The sequence below is a fragment of the Campylobacter sp. IFREMER_LSEM_CL2090 genome (assembly GCF_025771865.1).
Taxonomy (GTDB): domain Bacteria; phylum Campylobacterota; class Campylobacteria; order Campylobacterales; family Campylobacteraceae; genus Campylobacter_D; species Campylobacter_D lari_D.
Window position 1 is genome coordinate 38916 of record NZ_JAKMRA010000005.1, and the last position, 22841, is coordinate 61756.

The 22841-nt window shown below is 29.6% G+C and carries 26 protein-coding genes and 2 pseudogenes; 15 read left to right on the top strand and 13 right to left on the bottom strand.

Annotated elements, in window-relative coordinates:
• Together L8V85_RS03895 and L8V85_RS03900 are read right to left on the bottom strand one after the other, a co-directional pair.
• A complete protein-coding gene (locus tag L8V85_RS03895) occupies window positions 1–999 on the bottom strand; it encodes a hypothetical protein (protein WP_133319607.1) in 999 nt (332 codons plus the stop codon).
• A gap of 253 nt (window positions 1000–1252) precedes the next feature.
• Window positions 1253–1462: a hypothetical protein gene (locus L8V85_RS03900; RefSeq protein WP_039662706.1), complete on the bottom strand. Its 210-nt coding sequence runs from the start codon at window positions 1460–1462 to the stop codon at window positions 1253–1255.
• 168 nt (window positions 1463–1630) lie between these two features.
• On the opposite strand from L8V85_RS03900, the gene L8V85_RS03905 reads away from it, so the two are divergent.
• The 5 genes from L8V85_RS03905 to L8V85_RS03925 all read left to right on the top strand — a co-directional run bounded on the left by L8V85_RS03905 (window position 1631) and on the right by L8V85_RS03925 (window position 4961).
• Entirely contained in the window at window positions 1631–2104 is a 474-nt protein-coding gene (locus tag L8V85_RS03905) for a hypothetical protein (protein WP_133319608.1), read from the top strand.
• 3 nt (window positions 2105–2107) lie between these two features.
• Window positions 2108–2587 carry a hypothetical protein gene (locus L8V85_RS03910; RefSeq protein WP_133319609.1) on the top strand — a complete coding sequence of 160 codons (480 nt, stop codon included), beginning with the start codon at window positions 2108–2110 and terminating at the stop codon, window positions 2585–2587.
• 87 nt (window positions 2588–2674) lie between these two features.
• Entirely contained in the window at window positions 2675–4249 is a 1575-nt protein-coding gene (locus L8V85_RS03915; RefSeq protein WP_263737505.1) for an ABC-F family ATP-binding cassette domain-containing protein, read from the top strand.
• Complete coding sequence (locus L8V85_RS03920; protein WP_039617462.1) at window positions 4246–4578, top strand: hypothetical protein; 333 nt, start codon at window positions 4246–4248, stop codon at window positions 4576–4578. Before L8V85_RS03915 ends, L8V85_RS03920 begins: the two co-directional genes overlap by 4 nt.
• A 50-nt stretch (window positions 4579–4628) precedes the next feature.
• The gene (locus L8V85_RS03925; RefSeq protein ID WP_263737506.1) at window positions 4629–4961 is read left to right on the top strand and encodes a hypothetical protein; all 333 of its coding nucleotides are present in this window, start codon (window positions 4629–4631) and stop codon (window positions 4959–4961) included.
• An 18-nt stretch (window positions 4962–4979) separates the two neighbouring features.
• On the opposite strand, the gene L8V85_RS03930 is transcribed toward L8V85_RS03925, so the two are convergent.
• The gene (locus tag L8V85_RS03930) at window positions 4980–5561 is read right to left on the bottom strand and encodes an IMPACT family protein (protein ID WP_263665784.1); all 582 of its coding nucleotides are present in this window, start codon (window positions 5559–5561) and stop codon (window positions 4980–4982) included.
• 74 nt (window positions 5562–5635) lie between these two features.
• Between L8V85_RS03930 and galU the strand changes: the two genes are divergently transcribed.
• From galU to L8V85_RS03945, 3 genes are all read left to right on the top strand, one after another.
• Window positions 5636–6466 carry a UTP--glucose-1-phosphate uridylyltransferase GalU gene (gene galU, locus L8V85_RS03935; protein WP_133319613.1) on the top strand — a complete coding sequence of 277 codons (831 nt, stop codon included), beginning with the start codon at window positions 5636–5638 and terminating at the stop codon, window positions 6464–6466.
• Window positions 6456–7679 (top strand): glucose-6-phosphate isomerase, encoded by a 1224-nt coding sequence (locus L8V85_RS03940; protein WP_133319690.1) that lies wholly within the window; start codon window positions 6456–6458, stop codon window positions 7677–7679. The genes galU and L8V85_RS03940 overlap by 11 nt, the downstream gene beginning before the upstream one ends.
• Window positions 7680–7808: 129 nt before the next feature.
• Window positions 7809–8264 (top strand): Dps family protein, encoded by a 456-nt coding sequence (locus L8V85_RS03945; RefSeq protein ID WP_133319614.1) that lies wholly within the window; start codon window positions 7809–7811, stop codon window positions 8262–8264.
• A 337-nt stretch (window positions 8265–8601) separates the two neighbouring features.
• Here the strand turns inward: L8V85_RS03945 and L8V85_RS03950 are convergent, their stop codons facing one another.
• Together L8V85_RS03950 and L8V85_RS03955 are read right to left on the bottom strand one after the other, a co-directional pair.
• On the bottom strand, window positions 8602–9765 hold the full coding sequence (locus L8V85_RS03950; RefSeq protein ID WP_114640023.1) for a tetrahydrodipicolinate N-succinyltransferase N-terminal domain-containing protein: 1164 nt from the start codon (window positions 9763–9765) through the stop codon (window positions 8602–8604).
• 10 nt (window positions 9766–9775) lie between these two features.
• Complete coding sequence (locus L8V85_RS03955; RefSeq protein ID WP_133319616.1) at window positions 9776–10879, bottom strand: Mrp/NBP35 family ATP-binding protein; 1104 nt, start codon at window positions 10877–10879, stop codon at window positions 9776–9778.
• Between the two features lie 107 nt (window positions 10880–10986).
• On the opposite strand from L8V85_RS03955, the gene L8V85_RS03960 reads away from it, so the two are divergent.
• From L8V85_RS03960 to L8V85_RS03980, 5 genes are all read left to right on the top strand, one after another.
• Window positions 10987–12102 (top strand): bifunctional 2-C-methyl-D-erythritol 4-phosphate cytidylyltransferase/2-C-methyl-D-erythritol 2,4-cyclodiphosphate synthase, encoded by a 1116-nt coding sequence (locus tag L8V85_RS03960; protein ID WP_133319617.1) that lies wholly within the window; start codon window positions 10987–10989, stop codon window positions 12100–12102.
• Window positions 12099–12974: a hypothetical protein gene (locus L8V85_RS03965; RefSeq protein ID WP_220566787.1), complete on the top strand. Its 876-nt coding sequence runs from the start codon at window positions 12099–12101 to the stop codon at window positions 12972–12974. Before L8V85_RS03960 ends, L8V85_RS03965 begins: the two co-directional genes overlap by 4 nt.
• Window positions 12952–14118, top strand: coding sequence for a sulfate adenylyltransferase (locus tag L8V85_RS03970; protein ID WP_133319619.1), 1167 nt, complete (start codon window positions 12952–12954; stop codon window positions 14116–14118). Before L8V85_RS03965 ends, L8V85_RS03970 begins: the two co-directional genes overlap by 23 nt.
• Before the next feature lie 2 nt (window positions 14119–14120).
• Entirely contained in the window at window positions 14121–14612 is a 492-nt protein-coding gene (locus L8V85_RS03975) for a phosphatidylglycerophosphatase A (protein WP_133319620.1), read from the top strand.
• 67 nt (window positions 14613–14679) lie between these two features.
• Entirely contained in the window at window positions 14680–15102 is a 423-nt protein-coding gene (locus tag L8V85_RS03980; protein ID WP_263737507.1) for a hypothetical protein, read from the top strand.
• A gap of 173 nt (window positions 15103–15275) precedes the next feature.
• Here the strand turns inward: L8V85_RS03980 and mnmA are convergent, their stop codons facing one another.
• The 4 genes from mnmA to L8V85_RS04000 all read right to left on the bottom strand — a co-directional run bounded on the left by mnmA (window position 15276) and on the right by L8V85_RS04000 (window position 18327).
• On the bottom strand, window positions 15276–16292 hold the full coding sequence (mnmA, locus tag L8V85_RS03985; protein WP_263737508.1) for a tRNA 2-thiouridine(34) synthase MnmA: 1017 nt from the start codon (window positions 16290–16292) through the stop codon (window positions 15276–15278).
• Complete coding sequence (locus tag L8V85_RS03990) at window positions 16255–16890, bottom strand: TIGR00730 family Rossman fold protein (RefSeq protein ID WP_263664779.1); 636 nt, start codon at window positions 16888–16890, stop codon at window positions 16255–16257. Before L8V85_RS03990 ends, mnmA begins: the two co-directional genes overlap by 38 nt.
• A 192-nt stretch (window positions 16891–17082) precedes the next feature.
• A complete protein-coding gene (locus L8V85_RS03995) occupies window positions 17083–17715 on the bottom strand; it encodes a hypothetical protein (RefSeq protein ID WP_263737509.1) in 633 nt (210 codons plus the stop codon).
• A 27-nt stretch (window positions 17716–17742) separates the two neighbouring features.
• Entirely contained in the window at window positions 17743–18327 is a 585-nt protein-coding gene (locus L8V85_RS04000; RefSeq protein ID WP_263737510.1) for a hypothetical protein, read from the bottom strand.
• Window positions 18328–18455: 128 nt separating this feature from the next.
• On the opposite strand from L8V85_RS04000, the pseudogene L8V85_RS04005 reads away from it, so the two are divergent.
• Window positions 18456–19267 (top strand): annotated as a pseudogene (locus L8V85_RS04005) (hypothetical protein).
• Window positions 19252–19847 (top strand): annotated as a pseudogene (locus L8V85_RS04010) (C39 family peptidase). Before L8V85_RS04005 ends, L8V85_RS04010 begins: the two co-directional pseudogenes overlap by 16 nt.
• A gap of 33 nt (window positions 19848–19880) precedes the next feature.
• On the opposite strand, the gene fliY reads toward L8V85_RS04010, so the two are convergent.
• The 4 genes from fliY to L8V85_RS04030 are packed head-to-tail and all read right to left on the bottom strand — an operon-like array spanning window position 19881 to window position 22830.
• Window positions 19881–20720, bottom strand: coding sequence for a flagellar motor switch protein FliY (gene fliY / locus L8V85_RS04015; protein ID WP_133319624.1), 840 nt, complete (start codon window positions 20718–20720; stop codon window positions 19881–19883).
• Window positions 20710–21801, bottom strand: coding sequence for a flagellar motor switch protein FliM (gene fliM, locus L8V85_RS04020; protein WP_133319625.1), 1092 nt, complete (start codon window positions 21799–21801; stop codon window positions 20710–20712). Before fliM ends, fliY begins: the two co-directional genes overlap by 11 nt.
• Window positions 21801–22487 carry an RNA polymerase sigma factor FliA gene (locus L8V85_RS04025; protein ID WP_133319626.1) on the bottom strand — a complete coding sequence of 229 codons (687 nt, stop codon included), beginning with the start codon at window positions 22485–22487 and terminating at the stop codon, window positions 21801–21803. The genes fliM and L8V85_RS04025 overlap by 1 nt, the downstream gene beginning before the upstream one ends.
• Window positions 22474–22830, bottom strand: a complete 357-nt coding sequence (locus L8V85_RS04030) for a hypothetical protein (RefSeq protein ID WP_133319627.1) — start codon at window positions 22828–22830, stop codon at window positions 22474–22476. The genes L8V85_RS04025 and L8V85_RS04030 overlap by 14 nt, the downstream gene beginning before the upstream one ends.
• Between the last annotated feature and the right edge of the window lie 11 nt (window positions 22831–22841).

A 22841-nucleotide genomic window follows, 5' to 3' on the forward strand; every position in this document is an offset into this window, starting at 1 on the left:
TTAATCCTTTTGTCTTCTAAGTTCTAATTTTGCTTGTTTTAAACTTTCTTCTATGTTTTCATTTTTACTTGATAAACAAAGTTTAATTTCTAACTTTACATTTTGTTCTTTAAATTCAAAACAATATTTTTGCATAAAATTTTCAAGCATTTGAAGCTTGCTTTGCACAAAAGCTATATTTTCATTTTCAAATACAATAATAAAATAATCCTTATCATCTTTAAAAACCCTAGCATGTAAAGCTTTTTTTAAAATCCTAGCAAATTCATGCATTATAAACTCGCCCATTTTTGAGTCTTTTTGATGATAAATTTCATTGATATTTTTTACTTCAATCAAGGCTAAATGAAAATTTTCAAGTCCTTGGGCATATCTTCTTAAGGCCTTTAAATTTGGCAAATTGGTTAAAGTGTCAAAAAAGGCTATTTTATAAGCTTTATACACTAAAAATCCTATCAACACCAAAGAAGCAAATTCATAATAACCCAAATCAACACTATTGTAAAATAAAAATTGCACGCTCAAGCCCATATAAGCTAGCAAAAAATGAAAATCATTATTTTTAAAATATGAAAATAATAAAAATATCATTCCTACCCAAAACACACAAAAGCTTAACTCGCTAATAGGCTTAAAAAATTGCGTTGAAAGGCCAAAAATTTCACTTGTAATGCTTGCATTAAAATTAGTACTTGTGCTAAGTATTAACGCTACAAAACCCATAAAGGCTAAATACGCAAATTTAATAAAATTAATTCTTTCAAAAACAAGCTTACTATCTTGCAAAAAAACAAAAAGCACAAAAGAAAAAGGTAAAAATACCGAGATAAACAAATGCGCTTGATATTCACTTGCCACTAAAGATAAAGCCCTAGCACATAAAATCAACAAAAGCAAGAAAAAAATCTTATTTTGCTTAAAAAAATAAGCTAAAAATAAAGCTAAAAATTCCAAAACAAAACTAAAAGAAGGTAAAAAAGATAATAAAACTAAACTCAATCAAATAACCTTAATTTAAAAATAATTTTAAAAATTATACAACAATTTTGAATTATTTTTTTAATACATATTATAAGTAAAATAAAAATAGAAATTAAAATAAATATGCCTGAAATATGCTTAGTAAAAAATAATGTAATTTATCTTAGATAGTTAAATTTCAAAGCAACAAATGATAACACGAAAAAACTTTTAAAATAAAACTTTATGAAATTAAAAAGCTAATAAATATATTAAAATCATTAAATTGTTTTTATTTAAATTTTGCAATTTCATCTTGTATGGTTTGATTTATCTCAAGTAGCTCTTCATAATTTTTTTTATTTTTTTCCAAAAGTTCATCAAATTTAAAGCCAAGCATAACGATGCGATATAAATTAGGTTTGTATTTTCTCCAATTATACAAAGTGCTAACATCAATATCTAATTCATATGCCATATCGCGTTTGCTCTTTTTTGCCATAAGCTACCCTAAATTTTTAAATACTTATGGGCTGATTTTACATTAAAAATTCTTTATTAAAAACAATTGAAATATTCTATGTTTTATTTAATTAATATTGATTATTTCAATATTAATTAAGCTAAATTGTGGAATAATTTAATATCATTTTTTAAAAAGGAGTTTTTTGTGGATAAAGTGGATTCGATAGCAAACATTGCGTGGGCTATTGGTGGTGATTATGAATTAGATTTAATTGAACAAAAGCTTGGAAAATTTTCTAGCGAACAATTAAAGCAATTTGATAGTAGGATAGATAAACTAAATTTAAAAGAAGCACCAAAATTACGATTTTTAACATTTTTTTTCGGTGCTTTTGGAATTGCTAGATTTATGACTGGGCGAAAAGTTGCAGGTTGGATAAGAATATTTCTTTTGGTTGCTATACTTATTCTTCCACGGATTGTGTTTAATGGACTCCAAAGTGAATTCGCAGGGATTGCATTTGTATTTGGAGGTGCAATTTTAATCGGTTTAAAAATCTTAATTATAATTTTATGGATTTGGGATATTACAAGAGCTGATGATTTGGCTTATAGTTATAATTTTTATCAAATTATGGATTTGATACAAAATATAGAAAATGAAGATAAACAAGAATAAATAATGATGAATTTTAACGCGTTAATTACACTTCAAGGTGCAGCTAACACAGGAAAAACTGCAAGCATTTCTCGTGCATTTTTACGTACCTTAGAAAAGAAGCCTTTGATAAGATATTTTAAATATTATGAAAAAGGAGATTTTATAGCCATAGTAGAATTTAAAGATCAATATGTGTCTTTTTGCTCAGCTGGTGATGATTTGGAACTTGTAAATAAATTTGAGCTCTTAAATAAGGAAGCTTTGGAGCAAGGTGTAAAGTGCTTCGATGTTTTTATAGTTGCATATCGCACAAGGGGTAAAACTTGTGAAATTATAAAACAATACTTAGAGCAAAATACTCAAGCGAGAGTTAAAGAGTTTAAAAGCCTAATTAAGAGTGAGTTTTATGAGGAAAATGGGAAATTTTTACAGACAAAAATGGAGAAATATGTAGAGCAGTGTTCTGAAGAGCTTTACAAAACGATTAAATCTTTTCTTTAGTATGATATTTTAGGTTTGACTTGATTCAAGCCCTTCTTCATTCAAAAGTTTTTCGCTACAATATCTAGAAAATTCTTAAGGAAAATTATGGTAGAAGTAAAAAATCTCACTATGCGTTTTGCAAATCAGCTTTTATTTGAAGATGTAAATTTAAAATTAAACCGTGGTGAAAGATATGGACTTATAGGCGCAAATGGCGCAGGAAAATCAACTTTTTTAAAAATTCTCTCAGGCGAAATAGAATCAAGCAGTGGAGAAATTTGCATAGATCCAAATTTAAAAATCGCAGTGTTAGGACAAGATCAATTTGCTTTTGAAAACTACACTATCAAAGATGCGGTAATGTGTGCAAATAAAAGATTATATGATACACTAAAAGAAAAAGAAAAACTTTATATGAGTGAAGAATTTACCGATGAAATCAATGATAGATTAAGCGAGCTTGAAATCATAACAGCAGAAGAAGATCCAAACTATGATTGCGAGCTTAGATGTGAAAAAATTCTTAGCTCTTTAAATATTAAAGATTTTAATGCTCTCATGAGTACTTTACAAAGTGCGGATAAATTTAAAGTTTTATTAGCTCAAGTATTATTTTTAGGTGCTGATGTATTATTTTTAGATGAGCCTACAAACAACCTTGATTTAGAAGCTATTTCTTGGCTTGAAAATGAGCTTTTAAGACATGAGGGAACTTTAGTAGTAATTAGCCATGATAGACATTTTTTAAATAAAGTTTGTACAAGAATTTTAGATGTAGATTTTAAACAAATACGTGATTTTGCTGGAAATTATGATGATTGGTATATGGCTTCAACCTTACTTGCTAAACAAGCTGAACTCAAACGTGATAAAACCTTAAAAGAAAGAGAAGAATTAGAAAATTTCATACGCCGTTTTAGCGCTAATGCTTCAAAAGCCAAACAAGCTACAAGTAGGGCTAAAGCTTTAGAAAAACTTGAACTTGAAGAGATTAAAACTTCAAGTAGGCGTGATCCTAGCATAGTTTTTAGAACAAATAGAGAAATAGGAAATGAAGTTTTAGAATTAAAAGGTATTAGCAAGGCTTATGATAAAACTTTATTTGAAAATTTAGAATTAAAATTAGAAAAAGGTGATAAAATAGCCTTAATCGGAGCAAATGGTGTTGGAAAAAGCACTTTAGCTAAAATCATTGCATCAAAATTAGAACCTGATAGTGGTCATATTCACCTTGGTGCTACCATAGAAATGGGATATTTTTCACAAGATACAACGAATTTAATTAATGAAGATTTGAAACTTTATGAATGGCTAATGAGTGAAAAATTCAAAGATTTGGATGAAATTCGCAAATGTCTTGGTAGAATGCTCTTTAGCGGAAGCGATCAAGAAAAAATGGCTTCTAGTTTAAGTGGGGGCGAAAAACACCGCTTAATGCTTTCAAAATTAATGTTAGAACGTGGAAATTTCTTACTTTTAGATGAACCGGATAATCATTTAGATCTTGAAAGTATCATTGCATTAGGCGAAGCCTTGTATAATTTCAAAGGTTGTGTGATATGCATAAGCCACGATAGAGAGCTAATTAGCGCTTTTGCTAATCGTATATGGTTTTTAGAAGATGGGAAATTAACAGACTTTAAAGGAAGTTATGACGAATTTTTAGGAGGTTTAGAATGAATTCGTTTAAGATAAAATATGCAGCTGGTTTTGGACATTTTACTCAAAATCACAGAGGTTTTGGCCCAACTATTTATGTAGAAGAAAGTATTGATTTTCAAAGTGAAAAAGATTATTTTGACTATGTTGAATTTTATGAAAAATTCAGCAAAGAAGATGATACTTATTTTCACATTTCATTTTTAGAAGATCGCCCTTTAACTTCTCAAGAATTAGAAAGTAGAAATGCTTATAGAAAACTAAGAGATGAGCGCTGTAACAAAGCTAGAGAAGAGTTTATCAAAAACAATGAAATAGAAGCTGAATACTACCCAACTCATGGTGATTAAGGAATGATTTTTGCTTGTTTTTTCCTTGTAATATTTTGAAAGGAGAAAACATGCAAGTTAACCATGATAATTTATCGGTTAAAGAGTATGGATATGGTCAAAGTAGTGCCTATAAAAGCACTCAAGGAGCTAATGAAGACTTTATGTCTTTACTTAGTCAAAACAATAGCGAAAATTTAAACGAGCAAAGTATAAAACTTGATGAGCTTTTTTCAAAAGCCATGAGTCAAGATCAATTTAGCACAGGAATTTTTAGCTCAAATATGTCAAATATTTATAATTATCGTTTTAGAGGACAAAACGAAATTCCTATGCAAGCTAATATAGAAGAAAAACAAGAGCCACAAAAAGATATGGTAAAAGATCTTTTAAATTCTTTATGAAAAGAAGTAAGCAAACGCTTACTTCCAAATAAGTCCACTAAATTCAAACTCTTTTGCAAATTTTTTAAATTCCTCTTCTTCTTTTACATTAACACTTAAAACCAACTCAACATTTTCTTGAAATTTTTTTTCATAAGAAATGTTATTTTTATTTAAAAAATGCTCAAATCTTGCATAAAGATAAAAAGGAATGTTTAAACTTAAAATATTTTTAGCTTCAAATTCTAAAAGCATCGCATTTAAAATAGCTTCATTTGTAGCTTCACTATAAGCTCTTACAAGACCACCTGTACCAAGTTTAATCCCTCCAAAATAACGCACCACAATCACCGCACAATTAACAAGTAAAGCCCCTCTTAAGACATTCAAACAAGGCATAGCAGAAGTTCCTTTTGGCTCACCATCATCGCTTTTATCTTCTATGATTTGATCAAATTCATTTAAATACCTATAAGCATATACAAAATGCACGGCTTTTAAATGCTCATTTCTTAGCTTTTGCATTAAAGTTTGAAAATCTTCAAAAGGACATAAAAACGACAAAAAAGTTGATTTTTTGATTTCTATTTTTGCTTGATAAATTTGATCAATAGTTTTCATTTTTTCCTTAAATTAGTTATAATATTTAAATAAAATTATAATCAAAACAACTTATAAAAATTTAAGGATAAACTATGCTTCAAACTTGTATTTTTCCTGCAGCAGGTTATGGTACTAGATTTTTACCTGCTACAAAAACCCTACCTAAAGAAATGCTACCTATACTAACTAAGCCTTTAATTCATTATGGTGTAGATGAGGCTTTAGAAGCTGGTATGGAAACCATGGGCTTTGTTACAGGGCGTGGAAAAAGAGCTTTGGAGGATTATTTTGATATTTCTTATGAACTTGAACACCAAATCGCAGGTACTAAAAAAGAATATCTTTTAAGTGAAATAAGAACACTCATAGATCGCTGCACTTTTACTTTTACAAGACAAAATGAAATGAAAGGCTTAGGAGATGCGGTTTTAAAAGCAAAGCCTTTAGTGCAAGATGAAGCTTTTGGAGTTATTTTAGCAGATGATTTATGTGTAAATGAAGATGGGATAAATGTCTTAGCTCAAATGGTAAAAATTTATGAAAAATACCGCTGCTCTGTTATAGCTGTGATGGAAGTTGAAGCTGATCAAGTTTCAAACTATGGGGTTATAGCAGGAAATGCTGTGGAAGAGGATTTGATCATGGTAAATTCTATGGTAGAAAAACCTGATCCAAAAGATGCTCCAAGCAACTTAGCTATCATAGGAAGATACATTCTAACGCCTGATATTTTTGGTATTTTAGAAAATACTAAAGCAGGTAAAAACGGAGAAATTCAACTAACTGATGCATTACTTTCACAAGCAACTAATAATATGGTTTTAGCTTATAAATTTAAAGGAAAAAGGTTTGATTGTGGAAGCGTAGAAGGCTTTGTTGAGGCGACAAATTATTTTTATGAGAAAAGTAAAAATGCTAAATAATACTTTATTTTTTAAAACCCAAGATTTTAAAAAAATTACCGCTTATGCAAATAGAATGAATGATGAGTTAGAAAGTGGCGATATAGGGTATTATCACTTAGTAGATACAAGCTTTGATTTAATCAAAGAAAGTAAAGAATTTATCGCAACTAAAACTCATATAGAAAATATCGTTTTAGTGGGCATGGGTGGATCAAGTTGTGGGGTTAAAGCTTTAAAAGAGCTTTTATTTGATCAAGTAGAAGAAAAAAAACTTTTCATCATAGATAATACTTCCTCACATACTTTTACCCAAACTATGCAAAAAATAAATCCCAAAAAAACACTTTTCATCATAGCAAGCAAATCAGGTACAACTATAGAAGTGATTTCTTTATTTAAACTCATCATTGCTCATTTTGATTTTAAAAATGAAAATTTACACAAAAATTTTGTGTTTATTACTGATTTTGAGTCAAAACTTCACAAACTAGGAGAAGAATTAAACATAAAATGCTTTTTTATACCTAAAAATGTCGGTGGTAGATTTAGTGTTTTATCTGCTATTGGTATTGTTCCTTTGAGCTTTTGTGGCTATGATACTAAAGCCTTATTAGAAGGTGCAAAAGCTTGTTATGTGGATTTTTTTGAGAAAAAATGTGATCAAATTTTGCAAAAGGCTTATCATTACTGCACACATAAAAGTGCACATATTAATGTGCTTTTTTCTTATGGGGATGCTTTTAAAGGTTTTAATGAATGGTATATTCAACTAATTGCTGAAAGTCTAGGTAAAAAACAAGGCTTTAAACGCATAGGTTTAACTCCTATTGCTTTAATTGGTGCTAGAGATCAGCATAGCTTTTTACAACTTATCATGGATGGACCCAAAGATAAAACTGTTACTTTTTTAAAAATCAAAGATAGTCAAAAATCTCCTAGTATCCCGAATATAAGCTTTAATCATTTGCAAAATTGTGATTTTACTAATGAAGTTAATTTACATAATCTTTTAAACGCGCAATGCGATGCAACCATGCATGCATTAATTGCTGAAAATTTAAGTGTTGATGTAATAGAACTTGAGAAATTAGATGCTTATCACTGTGGGTATTTGATGTATTATTATGAGTTATTTACTTCTGCATGTGGCATTATGCTTGGAATTAACACTTATGATCAACCTGGCGTAGAGGTGGGAAAATTAATACTCAAAAATATATTAAGTAAATAAATTTGCTTTATTGTAAAAAAAGAGTATAATGAAAATATAATAATTATTAACATTAAAATTTATTAGATAATAATAATTATTATTTAAGAATTTTATGTTATAATTTTAAAAATAAAAAAAGGAGATAACATGTCAGTAACAAAACAATTATTACAATTACAAGCAGATGCTCATCATTTATGGGTTAAATTTCATAATTATCATTGGAATGTAAAAGGTTTACAGTTTTTTTCAATTCATGAATATACAGAAAAAGCTTATGAAGAAATGGCAGAACTTTTTGATGATTGCGCCGAAAGAGTTTTACAACTTGGAGAAAAAGCTATTACTTGCCAAAAAGTTTTAATGGAAAATGCAAAAAGCCCAAAACTAGAAAATGGTAAAGATTGCTTTACTCCTGTAGAAGTTTTAGAATTTATTAGAGAAGATTATAAATATCTTTTAGCTGAATTTAAAAAATTAAATGAAGAAGCTGAAAAAGCAAGCGATACTACAACTGCAGCATTTGCTCAAGAAAATATCGCAAAATATGAAAAAGTTCTTTGGATGCTTAATTCAACTATCCAAAATACTTGCTCTATGTAAGAATTTATAATGTTTTTTGACTTACAAAGCTTTATTGCTTTAAGTCAAAAAACAAATTTAACTTCCCAAGAGAAACTACTCTTATAAAATTCCAAGTTCGCTTAAGTACTATTTTATAATTATAGTTTATAGCAACTCAATGTATTTTTAAACAAAAATATATCATTGAAAAATGATCATCACAAAATATTATTTAGATAAGTATTCAGCTCAAGCTTTTATGTAGGATTTTTCACTAAAAAAACTAAATACTAAAAATCATTTTTACAATATCTATAGTTTAATTTAAAATCTACAACGTGAGTTTTAAAATTCTTAACCCATAAGGGCTAAGAATTTAATGTAGATCTTCATTAAGTTTTACAGCTTTTTTGTTTAAAGCTGCTATCATCACTCCACTTTGAGAGTCTTGTCTAAAATGTAAGCCATTTAGCCCTGCCAATTCTAAACCTTTGTATATATCTTTGTCAAATTTAAAATCAGGATTGATTTTTTGAAGTTCTTCTTTATTTTTTAAAGCAAATTTAGTCCCTTCTAAAACAGCAATGCCTGCATCAACGATACAATTATCCCCTAAAGGAATTCCTGTAACCGAATTTGCGCCCAAAAGACAAGCTTTACCAATACTAATAGCATTACCACTTGTACCACTTAAAACACCAAGTATAGAAGCACCGCCTCCTACATCGCTACCTTCGCCCACAACAGCTGATGAACTAATACGCCCTTCTACCATACAAGCTCCAGTTGTACCTGCATTAAAATTCACATAAGCAGCCCCTGGCATGATAGTAGTACCTGCAGCTAAAACCGCCCCCATTCTTACTTTAGAACTTTCTAAAATTCTAGTATTATCCTCAGGAATAACATGAGCTAAAAATCTTGGAAATTTATCTACATAATCAATCCTTGGATACCTTCCACTCATTTTTAAATCAATCTCATTTTCTCTTAAAAAGTCCAAATCAATAGGCTTATTGTCACTCCATGCAACATTTGGTAAAATCCCAAAAGCACCTGTTAAATTTAAACTTCTCAAAGGTACTTTTTTATTTGAAAGCAAATAAAGTTTTAAATACACACTTTCTAAGCTTTTTGGTGCTTCATCTTCAAAAATACAAACAAAAGAAAAAGCATTTTCTCTAAAATTTTCCTTTGCTGCTTTAATTGCTTCTATATTTTTATGACCTTGCTCTTGTAAAAATGGTGCAAAGCATTCAAGTGCAAAATCCAAATCTTCTTTAATCAAAGTAGCCACAAACTCACTTTCATTAAAATCAACATCAACCCCTCTTCTAAAAAAAGCTTCAAACATAACAGCTGCAGCGGCATAATTTTGCTCAAAATTAATCACACCAAAATTAGCTTGAAGTTTTTTACTAGGATCAACTTGACTTAGATCAAGTCTTGCTATAGCAAAAGCTTTAGGCTTTTTATAATTAATCCTTTGTTCGATTTGCTTGATTAAATTTAAAAATTCTTCTTTACTTTCTATTGGCATATTTTCCTCCTTATTGCGAGCACGCGCTTTTGCCATTCATTATAGGTTGAATAGCTGAATTATCTACTTTACCTTCTTGATTAACCTTTTCTATAAATTCCCAGATTTTTTCAGCAGCTTGTAAATATCTTTTTGAACTTACACTCTCAGGCATATAAAAACTTACAGGCTTACCGCTATCTCCACCTTCTCTTACACTCATTTCGATAGGAATTTGAGCTAAAACTTCACACTTATAAGCTTTTGCCATTTCTTCTGTGGTGCCTTTACCAAAGATATCATATTCTTTACCATTATCAGGACATAAAAAGCCACTCATATTTTCTATAATACCTGCAACAGGAATGTGCAATTTTTCAAACATATCTAGCGCTCTTTTGCTATCATCTAAAGACACTACTTGAGGAGTACTTACACACACACCCGCACTCACTGGCACGCTTTGAGCTAGGGTAATTTGCGCATCACCTGTTCCTGGAGGCATATCAAGCAATAATACATCAAGTTCAGGCCAAAGCACATCAGCTAAAAGTTGTTCAATCGCTTTCATGATCATAGAGCCACGCCACATTAAACCCTTACCTTCTTCTATCAACACACCCATACTCATCATATAAACTCCATGAGATAAAATAGGACGAATTTTTTGACCTACAATTTCAGGTTTGCTTTTACTCTCACCTAGCATTCTTGGTATATTTGGCCCATAAATATCTGCGTCCAAAAGCCCTACCCTTTTACCCATTTTAGCCAAAGAAATCGCTAAATTTAAAGTTGTAGTACTTTTACCTACCCCACCTTTTCCACTTGAAATCATAAGGAAATTTTTAATTTGTGGAGCGATATTTTTACCACTTCTTGAATTGCTTTTTTCTTCAGGAATTTTTGGCTGTATGATTTCTAAATTAAGCTCTAAATTTAAATCTTTTAAAACATTTGCAATGTTTAGTCTAAGTTCTTGTGCAATTTGAGCATTAGCCGAAACGATTTCAACTACAATATGAGCTTGTTTTTCATTCAAATCAATCTTTTTTACAAAACCAAAACTTACTATATCTTTTTTAAATCCCGGATATATAACTTGTTTTAGTCTTTCTTCGATTTTTTCCTTCAATTTTTCTCCTTGTTGTTTAAAATGATTAATTCTACTAACTTAAATATAAATTTTGGCTTTTATGGTGTATAATATCGTAACATTAATAAAAAATTAAGGTGTAACAAATGTTAGATATTTCCTTGATTATGCTATCAGCAGGGGAGTCATCAAGATTTAATGCTCCAGTAAAAAAGCAGTTTTTAAGACTAGGTGAACATCCATTATGGCTTTATGCAACTAAAAATTTAAGTTCTTTTTACCCTTTTAAACAAGTAATTGTTACTTCTGGTAATATTTCTTATATGAAAAGATTTGCACCTGAGTATCATTTTGTTAAAGGCGGTAATACAAGAGCACAATCATTACTTAATGCTTTAAATTTAGTACAAAGTGAATATGTTTTAGTTAGCGATGTCGCAAGGGTTTTGATTTCTAAAAACCTTTTTAATAATATTATAGAAAATTACGATAAAGCAGATTGTATTACACCTGTTTTAAAAGTAAGCGATACAGCAATTTATGCTCAAGAAGTTATCGACAGAGATAAAATAAAACTCATACAAACCCCTCAACTTTCGCGCACAAGTATGCTCAAAAAAGCTTTAGAGCAAAATGCAAATTTTACCGATGATAGCACAGCAATACAAGCTATTGGTGGTAAGATTTGGTATGTACAAGGTGATGAGTTAGCTAAAAAAATTACCTTTAAAGAAGATTTAAAAAGCTTAAATTTACCAAAACCATCTTGGGAAATTTTTAATGGAAATGGCTTTGATGTGCATGAATTTGGAGAGCAAAGAGCCTTACTTTTAGGCGGAGTAAAAGTACATGAAAATATGGGCTTGAAAGCTCATTCTGATGGAGATGTGCTAGCTCATGCACTAATTGATGCGCTTTTAGGTGCAGCAGGACTTGGAGATATTGGAGAACTTTTTCCAGATAATGATATACAATATAAAAACGCAGATTCTATGCTTTTATTGCAAAATGCTTATACTTTGGTGCAAAATTATGGATTTGAGCTTGTGAATGCTGATATTACAATCATTGCACAAACGCCCAAGATGAAAGATTTTAAAGAAGATATTGCTTTTAATATAGCCAAAATATTAAAAGTAACACCAAATAAAATCAATATCAAAGCCACCACCACAGAGCATTTAGGTTTTGTAGGAAGAAAAGAAGGAATTGCTGTTTTAGTAAGTGCGAATTTAAAATATTTTGATTGGATGAAATTATGAAAGTTTTAATAGTAGAAAATGAATTTTATTTAGCCCAAAGCATAGGTTCAAAACTTAATTCTATAGGTTATGATTGTGATATTATTGCAAATGTTAATGAGCTTGCTCATCATGATTATGAAATCATTTTGCTTTCTACTAGTATGGCTAATTTTGAACATATTGTAGAAATTTTTAAGCATAAAATTATTATTTTACTTATATCTTATATAAGCTCAGATACAGTTTTAGCGCCACTAAAAGCCGGTGCGAGTGATTATATACAAAAGCCTTTTATGATAGAAGAATTAACGCGAAAAATCAAACATTTTCAAGAATTTAAGAAAATAAATATTTTAAATCATACTTATCAGTCTTATTTAAAACATAAATTTGAGACAGCTAAACTACCAACTTTTGATTATAAAAAATTCAAATTGCCTTTGATTTTAAAAACTAATAATCAAAATTTTGCAGATCATTTTGTATTTAACTATACCAATGAGCATAATGTCGCAAATATTTATATAGATCTTTCACATCAACAAAATTTAGATAAAATCTTTAAAGATAATTGTTTATACTATCTTGTAAATTTCCAAACTCTAAAATCATCAGACAAAGAAAAAGTGTTAAACCTTGCTTTAAAAAAAGCTGTTATTATACATACAAGTACAAATGTTGAACATAGTGATTTTCAAATTTTAGAACTGGGTGAGGATGAGAAAAACTTCGAAAGTAATGGAATTTTAACTATTGATGATTATGTTAAACATATTATCATTAGTTATCAAAATGTCTTTCCTGATACAGATTTGTCAAAAAAATTAGGAATTTCTAGAAAATCTTTATGGGAAAAAAGGAAAAAATATGGCATTACAAAGAAAAAATAGTATTACAATCTCAGAAGAAGAATACGAAGTTTTATGTTTTATCAAAGAAGGAGTTTTTGGTTCTTTTACAAAATTAATGAATCAAAAAGAAAGAGATGAAGTTATAGCCACAGGAATGATACATAAACAAAAAATTCCTTATACTCTCACCTTTGCACCTGCAAGTACAAAAGAAAATAATACTGCTTTAGAAAATGCAAAAGTTGGCGATAAAATAGACTTTATTTGCAATGATAAACCCATAGGACATATCATTTTAGAAAGCAAATTTGAAAATGATAAAAATAGCAATGATATTTTTAGACCTAATGCTTGCTTGATCCAAGATTTTGGAAAAATTTGTATAAGTGGCGAATTTGAAATTTATCACAATAATATCAAAGCCATTAAAGAAGATTTTGAAAAAATCAAAAAAAGATTAAATCCTTCTAATATCACAGCCATTGTTTCAAGTTTTGATCCTTTTCATAGAGCACATGAGAGAATTTTAAGATGGGCTATAGAACAATCTGATTTAGTGATTATTTTCCTTATAGAATCCTATGAAAACAACGGATTGAGCTTAAAACTCAAAAAGCGTTGTTTTGATGTTTTTGCGCAAAATTACTTACCATCTTCTAGGGTTTTACTTATACCTTTACATAATATCAAAATTTTTGCCTCGCATTTAAACCCTGTGCTTGAGTGTGCTTTGGCTAAAAGTTTTGATTGCAATAAACTTTTTGTAGGACAAAATCATGCAGGACTTGGGATGTATTTTAATCAAAACAGAACCTTTACCGTGCTTGATGATTTTGCAAAAGATTATAATATAGAAGTTACCATACTTCCTGAATTTGTATTTTGTGATGAATGTAAAATGGTAGTAAGTACCAAATCATGTCCCCATGGAGCTCATCATCATATGAAATACCATGGTGATTCTTTAAAAAATTTACTTAGACTTGGTATCATTCCACCAGCAGTTTTTATAAGAAGAGAAATTTCAGCTTTGATTTTATCTGAGCTTTTCCCAAATCGCTTTCATAATAAACAAAATATCTATAGTAATCTTTTCCCTACACATGGTATTTTAGAGTATCGAAGCGATAAAGAATTTTATGAGCAACTTATAAAACTTCATCAAATGTCATATATGGTGTAATCATGCAAAAATTATTTTTAACTTTTTTTTATTCAGGTAGTGTTAATAAAGCTCCAGGAACTTTTGGCACGATAGCAGCGCTAATCCCTGCTTTTTTTATTTTAAGGTATTTGGGCATAGGAACTTTGATCTTGCTTGCAATTTTACTTTTTTTAATCTCTATAAAAATCATCGATCAATATGAAAAACAAACAGGCATACACGATGATAAGCATATTGTAATAGATGAAGTTGTTGGGGTATTTTTAGCCTTGGCAATTTGCGGACAGAGTGTTTTTACTTTTTTGCTTTCTTTTGTTTTATTTAGATTTTTTGATATCACAAAACCTTCTATCATAGGTAAAATTGACAAAAAAACTAAAGGTGGTTTGGGTGTAATGCTAGATGATGTTTTAGCAGGAATTTTCGCAGGATTATTTAGTGCAGTGATTTATGGAATTTTACTTAAATTTGATCTTTTATGGTTTGATATAAGCATTATGGAGATATTTTAGCTCCGTAATTTTTTGATTTAACTTCATTTATGATAAACTTTGCAAACTAAAACTAAAAGGATAAAAAATGATTAAAAAAACAATGTTTGGTGCTTTAGCATTAATTTCTTTTATAGCATGTACTAATGGAGTAGATTATAAATATGATTCAAGTAGAGGTTCTAAAGGTGGTTATGATTTATTCATTAAAACTTTAAAAAAAGATTATGGCTCTAATGTTGTGATAAAAAGCCTTAAAGATGTTGATTTAAATGCTTTAAAAGAAAAACACCCTGAAGTAGCTGAAGATTTTGAAGGTATTAAAATAGAACAAGATGGATTGCTAGGAGATGTTGCAAAAGGCGAAATAGAATATGGCGATGTTGTTTATATCAACTATAAAAATGGCGATTTGAATAAACATGAAATAGTTTATGGAGCATGTGATACAAGAAAATGGAATAAAGAAAGATGTGAAGATCGTGGAACAATTGTTGATATGACTGAATAAGATCAACCTATCAAATGCAATATAATTTTTCTAAGATAAGATTTGCCTAATCTATCTTAGAAAAACCTCAACTACAATTTTCTTATTTTTTATTACAATAAAATAATTTTAATTTTTAAAAAAAAGTTAGTATAAAGGGTGCAACGCCAAAGGGGTGCAACCCTTTAGCTTTTTTATTTAATAAATCCGCTTGCAAGAACCAAATCTTTATCGTAAAATACCGCCATTTGTCCGCTGGCAAGCCCATAAACAGGCTCTTGTAAGATGATTTTTGCACTTTTATCTTCATTAATCAAAACTTTACATGGGGTCGATCTTGATCTATAGCGTATTTTTACTTCACAATCTAGCTCTTTAGCATCGATAAATAAATTAATATTATCAAGGTTAAATTCACTTATCTTAAGTTCTTCTTTTTTACCTACTATGATTTCATTTTTTTTAGGATCAATTTTTAACACAAAATGTGGCTCATGAGCCCCGCGTACCTCAAAACCTCTTCTTTTACCTATGGTATAGTGCATATAACCTTCGTGTTTTCCTACTTCTTTACCACTACTATCTCTTACAATACCTGGAATTTTGGTATCCATAAACTGATCTAAAACTTGCACATAAGTATCTTCCACAAAACAAATTTCAGAACTTTCCTTTTGTATTGCAAAAGATTTTAAAACATCGATTGTAGAAGCAAATTTTTTCACATCTTCTTTTCTCATCTCTCCAAGAGGGAAAATCAAATATTCCAAAGCCTCTTTCTCTGCATTTGCTAAAAAATAGCTTTGATCCTTACTCTCATCAACTGCAATTTTAATCAAACCATTTTCTATCCTTGCATAATGACCTGTGGCTAATTTCTCACAACCCAAACTCTTAGCAAATTCTAAAAGCTTGCCAAGCTTAATAAAGCGATTACACAAAGCACAAGGATTTGGCGTCTTTCCTTCTTTGTAGGTATTAACAAAAGGCATATAAACTTGATTTTTAAAATCTTCTTGTAAGTCTAAAATATGATATTTGATGTCTAAAAATTTAGCAACTTTTTCAACTTTTTGTATATTTTCTTCATGATAATTAGCTTTTCCATGAAGCTTCATATAACAACCTATAATCTCATGTCCTGCTTGCTTTAACCTATAAGCAGTTACAGTGCTATCTACACCCCCACTCATTGCAACAAGAATTTTCATCTTTTTCCTTTATCATTCTTATAATTTCATCTAAATCATCACTTATACTATACTTTAACTCATCATTTTTAGATATAGTTCCAAGTTCTAGTAAAGAAGTTTTGATAAATTCATCAAGAGGTTGCCAAAATTTTTGCCCAACTAAAATAATAGGAACATCTTTTTTAAAACTAAGTTGCTTAAGAGTAAGAATTTCAAAAAATTCATCTAATGTTCCAAAGCCGCCTGGGAAAATCACAAAAGCTAGACTCTTTTGGATAAGAGCCATTTTGCGAATGGCTAAGCTCTTAAAAGTGATATTATACTCTAAAAAGTCATTTGCTTTTTGCTCAAATGGTAAATGTATATTAAATCCAAAAGATTTCAAGTGCGAAGCTTGACTTTGCATAGCCCCGTAATTTGCAGCTTGCATAATACCACCGCCACCACCACTGATGATGCTATAACCCTCATCAGCTAACTTTTGAGCTAATTTTGAAGCCAAAATACAATACTCATTGTCTTCTTTTAATCTTGCAGAACCAAAAAAAGTTATAGCATTTTTTAGGTTTGGCATGTTAGCAAATTTTTCTAAATCTTGGATTATTTTTTCATTCATTTTATAACCTTTAGTTAAAATAAATTCCATTCTAGCTAAATTTTTATAATAATCTTTTATGTAATTTTTAAATAATTTTCTTTTGCAAACTGCATTAAATTAGATTTTTTTAAATTTCTAAACTTTCAAATTCACACTTTTATATATTATACACACTTAATTATGAAAAGATTTTAGTAAATTCGTTATTATTTAAATCTTTACATCTATTTTAACACCAAAAAGAATTTTCAACTCATCGCTTGTACTAAATTTATCTTCTAATAGTTTTTTTACAAGCTCATTCATTTTATTATCATCTTTGTAAGTTTCTTTGTTTTTGCTTTCTGCTTGTATAGGTTTAAAGGGTTTTTCTTTATCTTCTTTTTGATTGTTTTTATTAGCTAAGAACCTATCTATATCTTCTTGAGTAAGTGACTTACCAAGTTCATTAAAAAATTGTTTTTCTCTTTGTGCCCTTTCAGCACCCCATATTTTCTCAAATTCATTCATACTTGTAAGAGTTTTTAAAAGATCAACTTTTCGTTTATGAAGTGCGGACAAATCTACGCCTTCTGTAAGATAGTCTGTGCCAAATTTATTAAGTATTTTTATTTCATCCTTGCTTAGTTTATCTTCCATATATCTTTTATATAAAGAGTTTTCTACTTTTTTTACATCAGGAGATCCATTATACCCTTGTTCTTCTTTGGTTTTTTCAGAGAAATTAAATTTTTTTATCACGGAATTAAAATAATTATCATCGTTTTTAAGCACAGATTTTTTATTGTTCGTGTTATTGCTTAGATAATTAATATTTGTATATTGAGTATCAAAATTTACCATAGAAAACCCTTTTTTTATGATATTTTATTAAAATAATCTTGGATTCCAACCACCCATGGCATCTTGTATAGAATTTTGATATTTATAAGCAATTTCTCTCATGATTGTATTATTATTTAACATAGGACTAGAATTATATTGATATATTTGTCCATTCTTTACATTATAAACACCGACTCCATAAGTAAATAAAACATAAGGCTGTCCTAAATTTGAGTATTTTATTTGTCTTTTTACCTTATATACAGGACGATATTCAGCAGGAGAATTAGCACTCGCTTGCAACCAAGAAATTAATCTATCTCTACTAGGGTTTGAGCATTTTTCATCTCCTGCACCACATAGACCCTTGTTAAGATTGCTAAGTTCGTATTCTGAAAAATCTGCAATTGCATAAACTTCTGAAATTAAATTTGGACGATCTTTAAAAAATTTAAAACCGACTAAATACCCACCCTTAACTTGTTTCATCTCATCTACATTTAGAACTTTTACGCCTTGAGAATTATCACTTAAAGCACCATTACTAACTTTAGCTAAAAAATCCCCAGCAAAAGCAGAACTTACTAACAAAGAACCTAAAATCAAAGAACCTGCTAACTTCTTTAACATAACTTCCTTTTTTAGCTATTTTTACTCTTTTTTAAAGAATATCACAAATTACATATTAAAATCAATTTGTTATTTGAAACATTTATTGTTTTAATGGAAAAAATCTAAAAATATTTAGAAAGGTAACAATGAAAAAGATTTTCTTAACATTTATGGTTTTACTTAGTTGTATTTTTGCTAGTGATGAACTAAGTATAGACAGTTTATTTAAAAAGCAAATAGGCTTAAGAAGTATCACAAGCTTTTCTTTGCTTAGTACAGGAAATGCAAATTCTTATGCACTTTATCCTAACATCATTGTAGGTGGAGATCCTACAATTTGGAATGATACAAAACAAGTATTTTTAACTCAAACTTTTATTTATACCCTAACACCCAAGTTCGATATACTTGTGTCAGGAGGAGGGAGTTATGCAAGACAAGAATATAGGAATTTTCTTGCGGGGGATTTTGAAAATAAAAATCGTATAGGATTTGATAATCTTTGGCTAGGTTTTATTTATACAGGAGATAGCATTGCAGACTTAATTCCACAAATTACCTTTCAAACTGCAGTCGTTCAAAGAGAAAAAGCAATCAATCAAACCAAAAACTTTTATCTAAAATCACAAAGCTTACAAGCTAGTTTAAGGGGATATAGCGACCCTGTTGTATATAGCATTTATACCGGTTTTGGTTATAATCAATCAAGAAAATTTAAAACCCTTAAATAGAGTATGGAAATAGTATTTATGTGGGTGGGGATTTATCTATCATTCTAAGTCCTAAGATTACTTTAGATTTAGGAGCAGAGCAAAGATTTCAAACCGAGCAAAAAATCAATGGCTATCAAAATTCTGAAGTGCGTTCTATTCCAACTTTAAGTTTAGGTTCTACTTATAGGGGAAGTTCTGCTTCGCCTGATAGTATATTTGGGATAAGCTTATGGAGAAAATTTTAAAAATTTTATTATTTTTATCCATTCTTTCTTTGAATGCAAAAGCAGAATGGGTAGTCAAGTCTTATCAAGAAATTAAAAACGAAAGAGTAATAAGACAAACTTACGAGCAATCTTGCGGGGCTTCATCTTTGGCAACTTTAATCAATATGCTTGATGATAAAAAGTTTGATGAGCTTAAACTTTTACAAACCATGAGCGGACAAAAGCTTTATACGGATATGGTAAGCTTTGCAGATTTAAACGATGCGGTTAAAAAGCTAGGTTATGAAAGCAATTCATACCAAATCAATAGAGAAAGCTTAGACAAGCTTGTAAATATTCCAATGCTTGTAAAAATTGAAGATAACCCACGCTTCCCACATTTTGTGGTAATTATTAATCACAAGGGGAATTATTTACAAGTGCTTGATCCAAGCCATGGAGAATACATAAGCTCTAAAAGTCAATTTTTAGCATTTGGGATAGATACAATAAAGGCGGTTATGCTTTAATTGTTGCTCCTAAAAAAGAGTTAAAACCTTTCAAGCTAAACACTCCAAAATCTTTACATTTTGATTTTAAGCCTTTTAGCTTATATTGATTTTTATTGTTTTTTGATTAGAGAACTAATTTTTCATCTTAATTGCTCTAATCTTTCTTTTTTAGAGCCAATCTCAGTAATTTGTACTCCAAAATTTCCATCTACGATAACTACTTCCCCATAGGCAATCTTTTTATCACCTATTAAAATTTCTAAAGGATCATTAGCTAATTGATCAAGCTCGATAACTGAACCTATGTCCATAGTTAAAACATCCTTTAAAAGCATTTTTTTACTACCAATACGCACTCTTATAGGCAAACGCACATCCATAATCAAGCCGATATTTCTTAACTCTTCAACGCTTGCTAAGGTTTTATGGTCTTGAGTATGCTCTTCATGAGTTGTAACAATTTCTTCTAAATCAGTTTTAGTTAAAACTTTATAAATTTTCTCATCAAATACTAAGGAAATTTTCTCTTCTAAATCAGCTATTTTTACATTATATAAATATATTTTATGAAAGCCGCCAAGTTCTAGACTATCTGCAACAAATTCACAATTTTCTAAACTAAATTCCATTTTTGGAATTTCTTTTTGTGCACCTAAGGTTGTAGAAAATGCTGAAATGATATTTTGTATAGCTTCTTTAGCCGCGTCCATTTCATCTTCATTTAGCTCACTATTTTTAGAGATTTCTTCTTCTCCCATCATCCACTCACCAATTGCACTCATTAAAACCGCACTTGCTAAGATTTTGATTTTCATCTCATTATTGACACTAAAAGTAGCACTAACTAATGGCGGAGTCATAGAATCTTGAGAATTTACATCATACTCATAATACTCGCTAAATTCAGCACTTTTCCCTGTTAAGCCTTCTATTGTGCTTATGCACTCGTTGACAAATATGCCTAAAAAATCATTGATCATCTTCTTCCTCTTCTAACTCTTCATTTTCATCATAAGAATTTGCCTTTGCTCTTCTTTCATCTTCATATTTTTCAAGCATTTCTTTAATCTCATCTTTATCAGTTTTAATAAGTTCTAAGATTTTAATCGACTTTCTAAATCTATGAAGTCCTACTTGAGCTAAAAATACTTCTTTTTTATCTATGGCTACTATAGCTTTATCATCTGCACTTCTATCAAGTTTTAAAATATCTCCTTGTTTTAAATCTAAAAATTCATTTACATTGATAAAAGTTTTACCAAGCATAGCTTCATAAATCACTTCAGCACGACCGATCAAAGTTTTAAGTTCTTTGTTTCTTGACTTTTTAGCCGAAGTTTCACCCATCATAATATCACGATTTGCTAAACGGCTCAAAATACTTTCCAAATGCACAACTGGATAGCATATATTTACCATACCACTTGAATTTCCTATGATAATCTCCATTACCACCATGATAACAATCTCATTTTGAGAAACAATTTGCACAACATTTGGACTTGATTCTTTTGCTTCAACACTTGGATAAATTTCCGTAACATTCATCCAACTTTCTTTAAGTCTTTGCATAATAATACGCAAAATAGAATCAAGCAAGTTAAGTTCTATTTCTGTAAGCTCTCTTAAGGTGTCAAAACTTTCACCTTGACCACCCAAAAGCCTATCTATCATAGGGAAAGCAATACTTGGATTAATCTCTAAAACACAATTTCCATCTAAAGGTTTAATAGAAAAAACATTAAAACTTGTCGGTGAAGGTAAAGACATCAAAAATTCACCATAAGTCATTTGATCAACTGAGTGTAGTTTAATCTCAACTATACTTCTCATCATAGATGAAATTTGCGAAGCAAGATTTCTAGCTAATTTATCATGAATTCCTTTAATAGAACGAAGTTGTTCTTTTGAAACCCTATTTGGACGCTTAAAATCATATACTACAATATCTCTTTTATCTTCTATTTCTTCTAATTTTGAAGAAGCAGCACTATCATCGCTATCATCATCAACGACTTCTAAAAGAGCATCAATTTCTTCTTGGGAAAGTATTTCAGCCATTAAACTAGCCTTTCTCTAATCTTCTTAAGCAAACGCTTATGAATTTGTGAAATTCTTGACTCGCTAATCTCTAAAATCTCTGCAATTTCTTTTAAATTTAATTCTTCATAATAATAAAGCTGTATCACAAGCCTTTCTCTTTCTTTAAATTCTTCCAAAACCGCGTTGATTTTTTCTATTAATTCTTCTTTTTCTATTTGTTCTATGATATTACTATCATTAAAACAATTTAGCTGTTCATCTAAAGGCATAACAAGCGATATAGCATGAGCTGCTCTTGCTTCTTTTACCTTTTCTACTTCTAAATTTAATCTTTGTGCTAAATACTCATCATCAGGTTCTTTTTCATTTTCTTGGTAAAACTCATCTATAATAGCGTCAATATCTTTGATGATTTTTCTATTGCTTCTACTCATTACATCAAGGCTTCTTAGATAATCAAGCATAGCTCCATTTACTCTTTTTCTTGCAAAACCCCAAAAATTGTCATTTTGTTCTTTATCATAGCGACGCGAGAGTTTAATCATCTCTTCTACGCCAATACTAATTAAATCATTTACATCAATACTTGCAGGCAAACGCTCTTTAAGTCTAAAAGCCATAGCTCTTAATGCGGGCATATAAGAGATGACTAAGTCATCTTGTTCTTTTTTTAGCGTAGAAGCATAAGCATTATGCGGCTGCATGTTTTACTTTTCTTTTTGAAGAGCTATCAAGTTTTTTAAGGTCTTCACGCTCTTCTTGAAGTTTTTCAAGCAAGTAATCCATTTTCTTTTCTCTTGCAGCTAATTCTGCTATAAAGCTATTATTTTCATTTTCATATTTTTCTTTATTAAAGCTTCTACCACTAATTTTATTTGCATCTACAAAAATCATAATTACTATATGGATTAACACATAAAATACAAAAGTAATCAAACAAGTATATACAACTATCTCTACTGCATCTTCTATATTAACTATGGTGAACATTAATCCTATAAAAAAACCACAAACAGTAAAAAAAGCAACAAAATTTTCTGGTCTCATCTTTTTCCTTC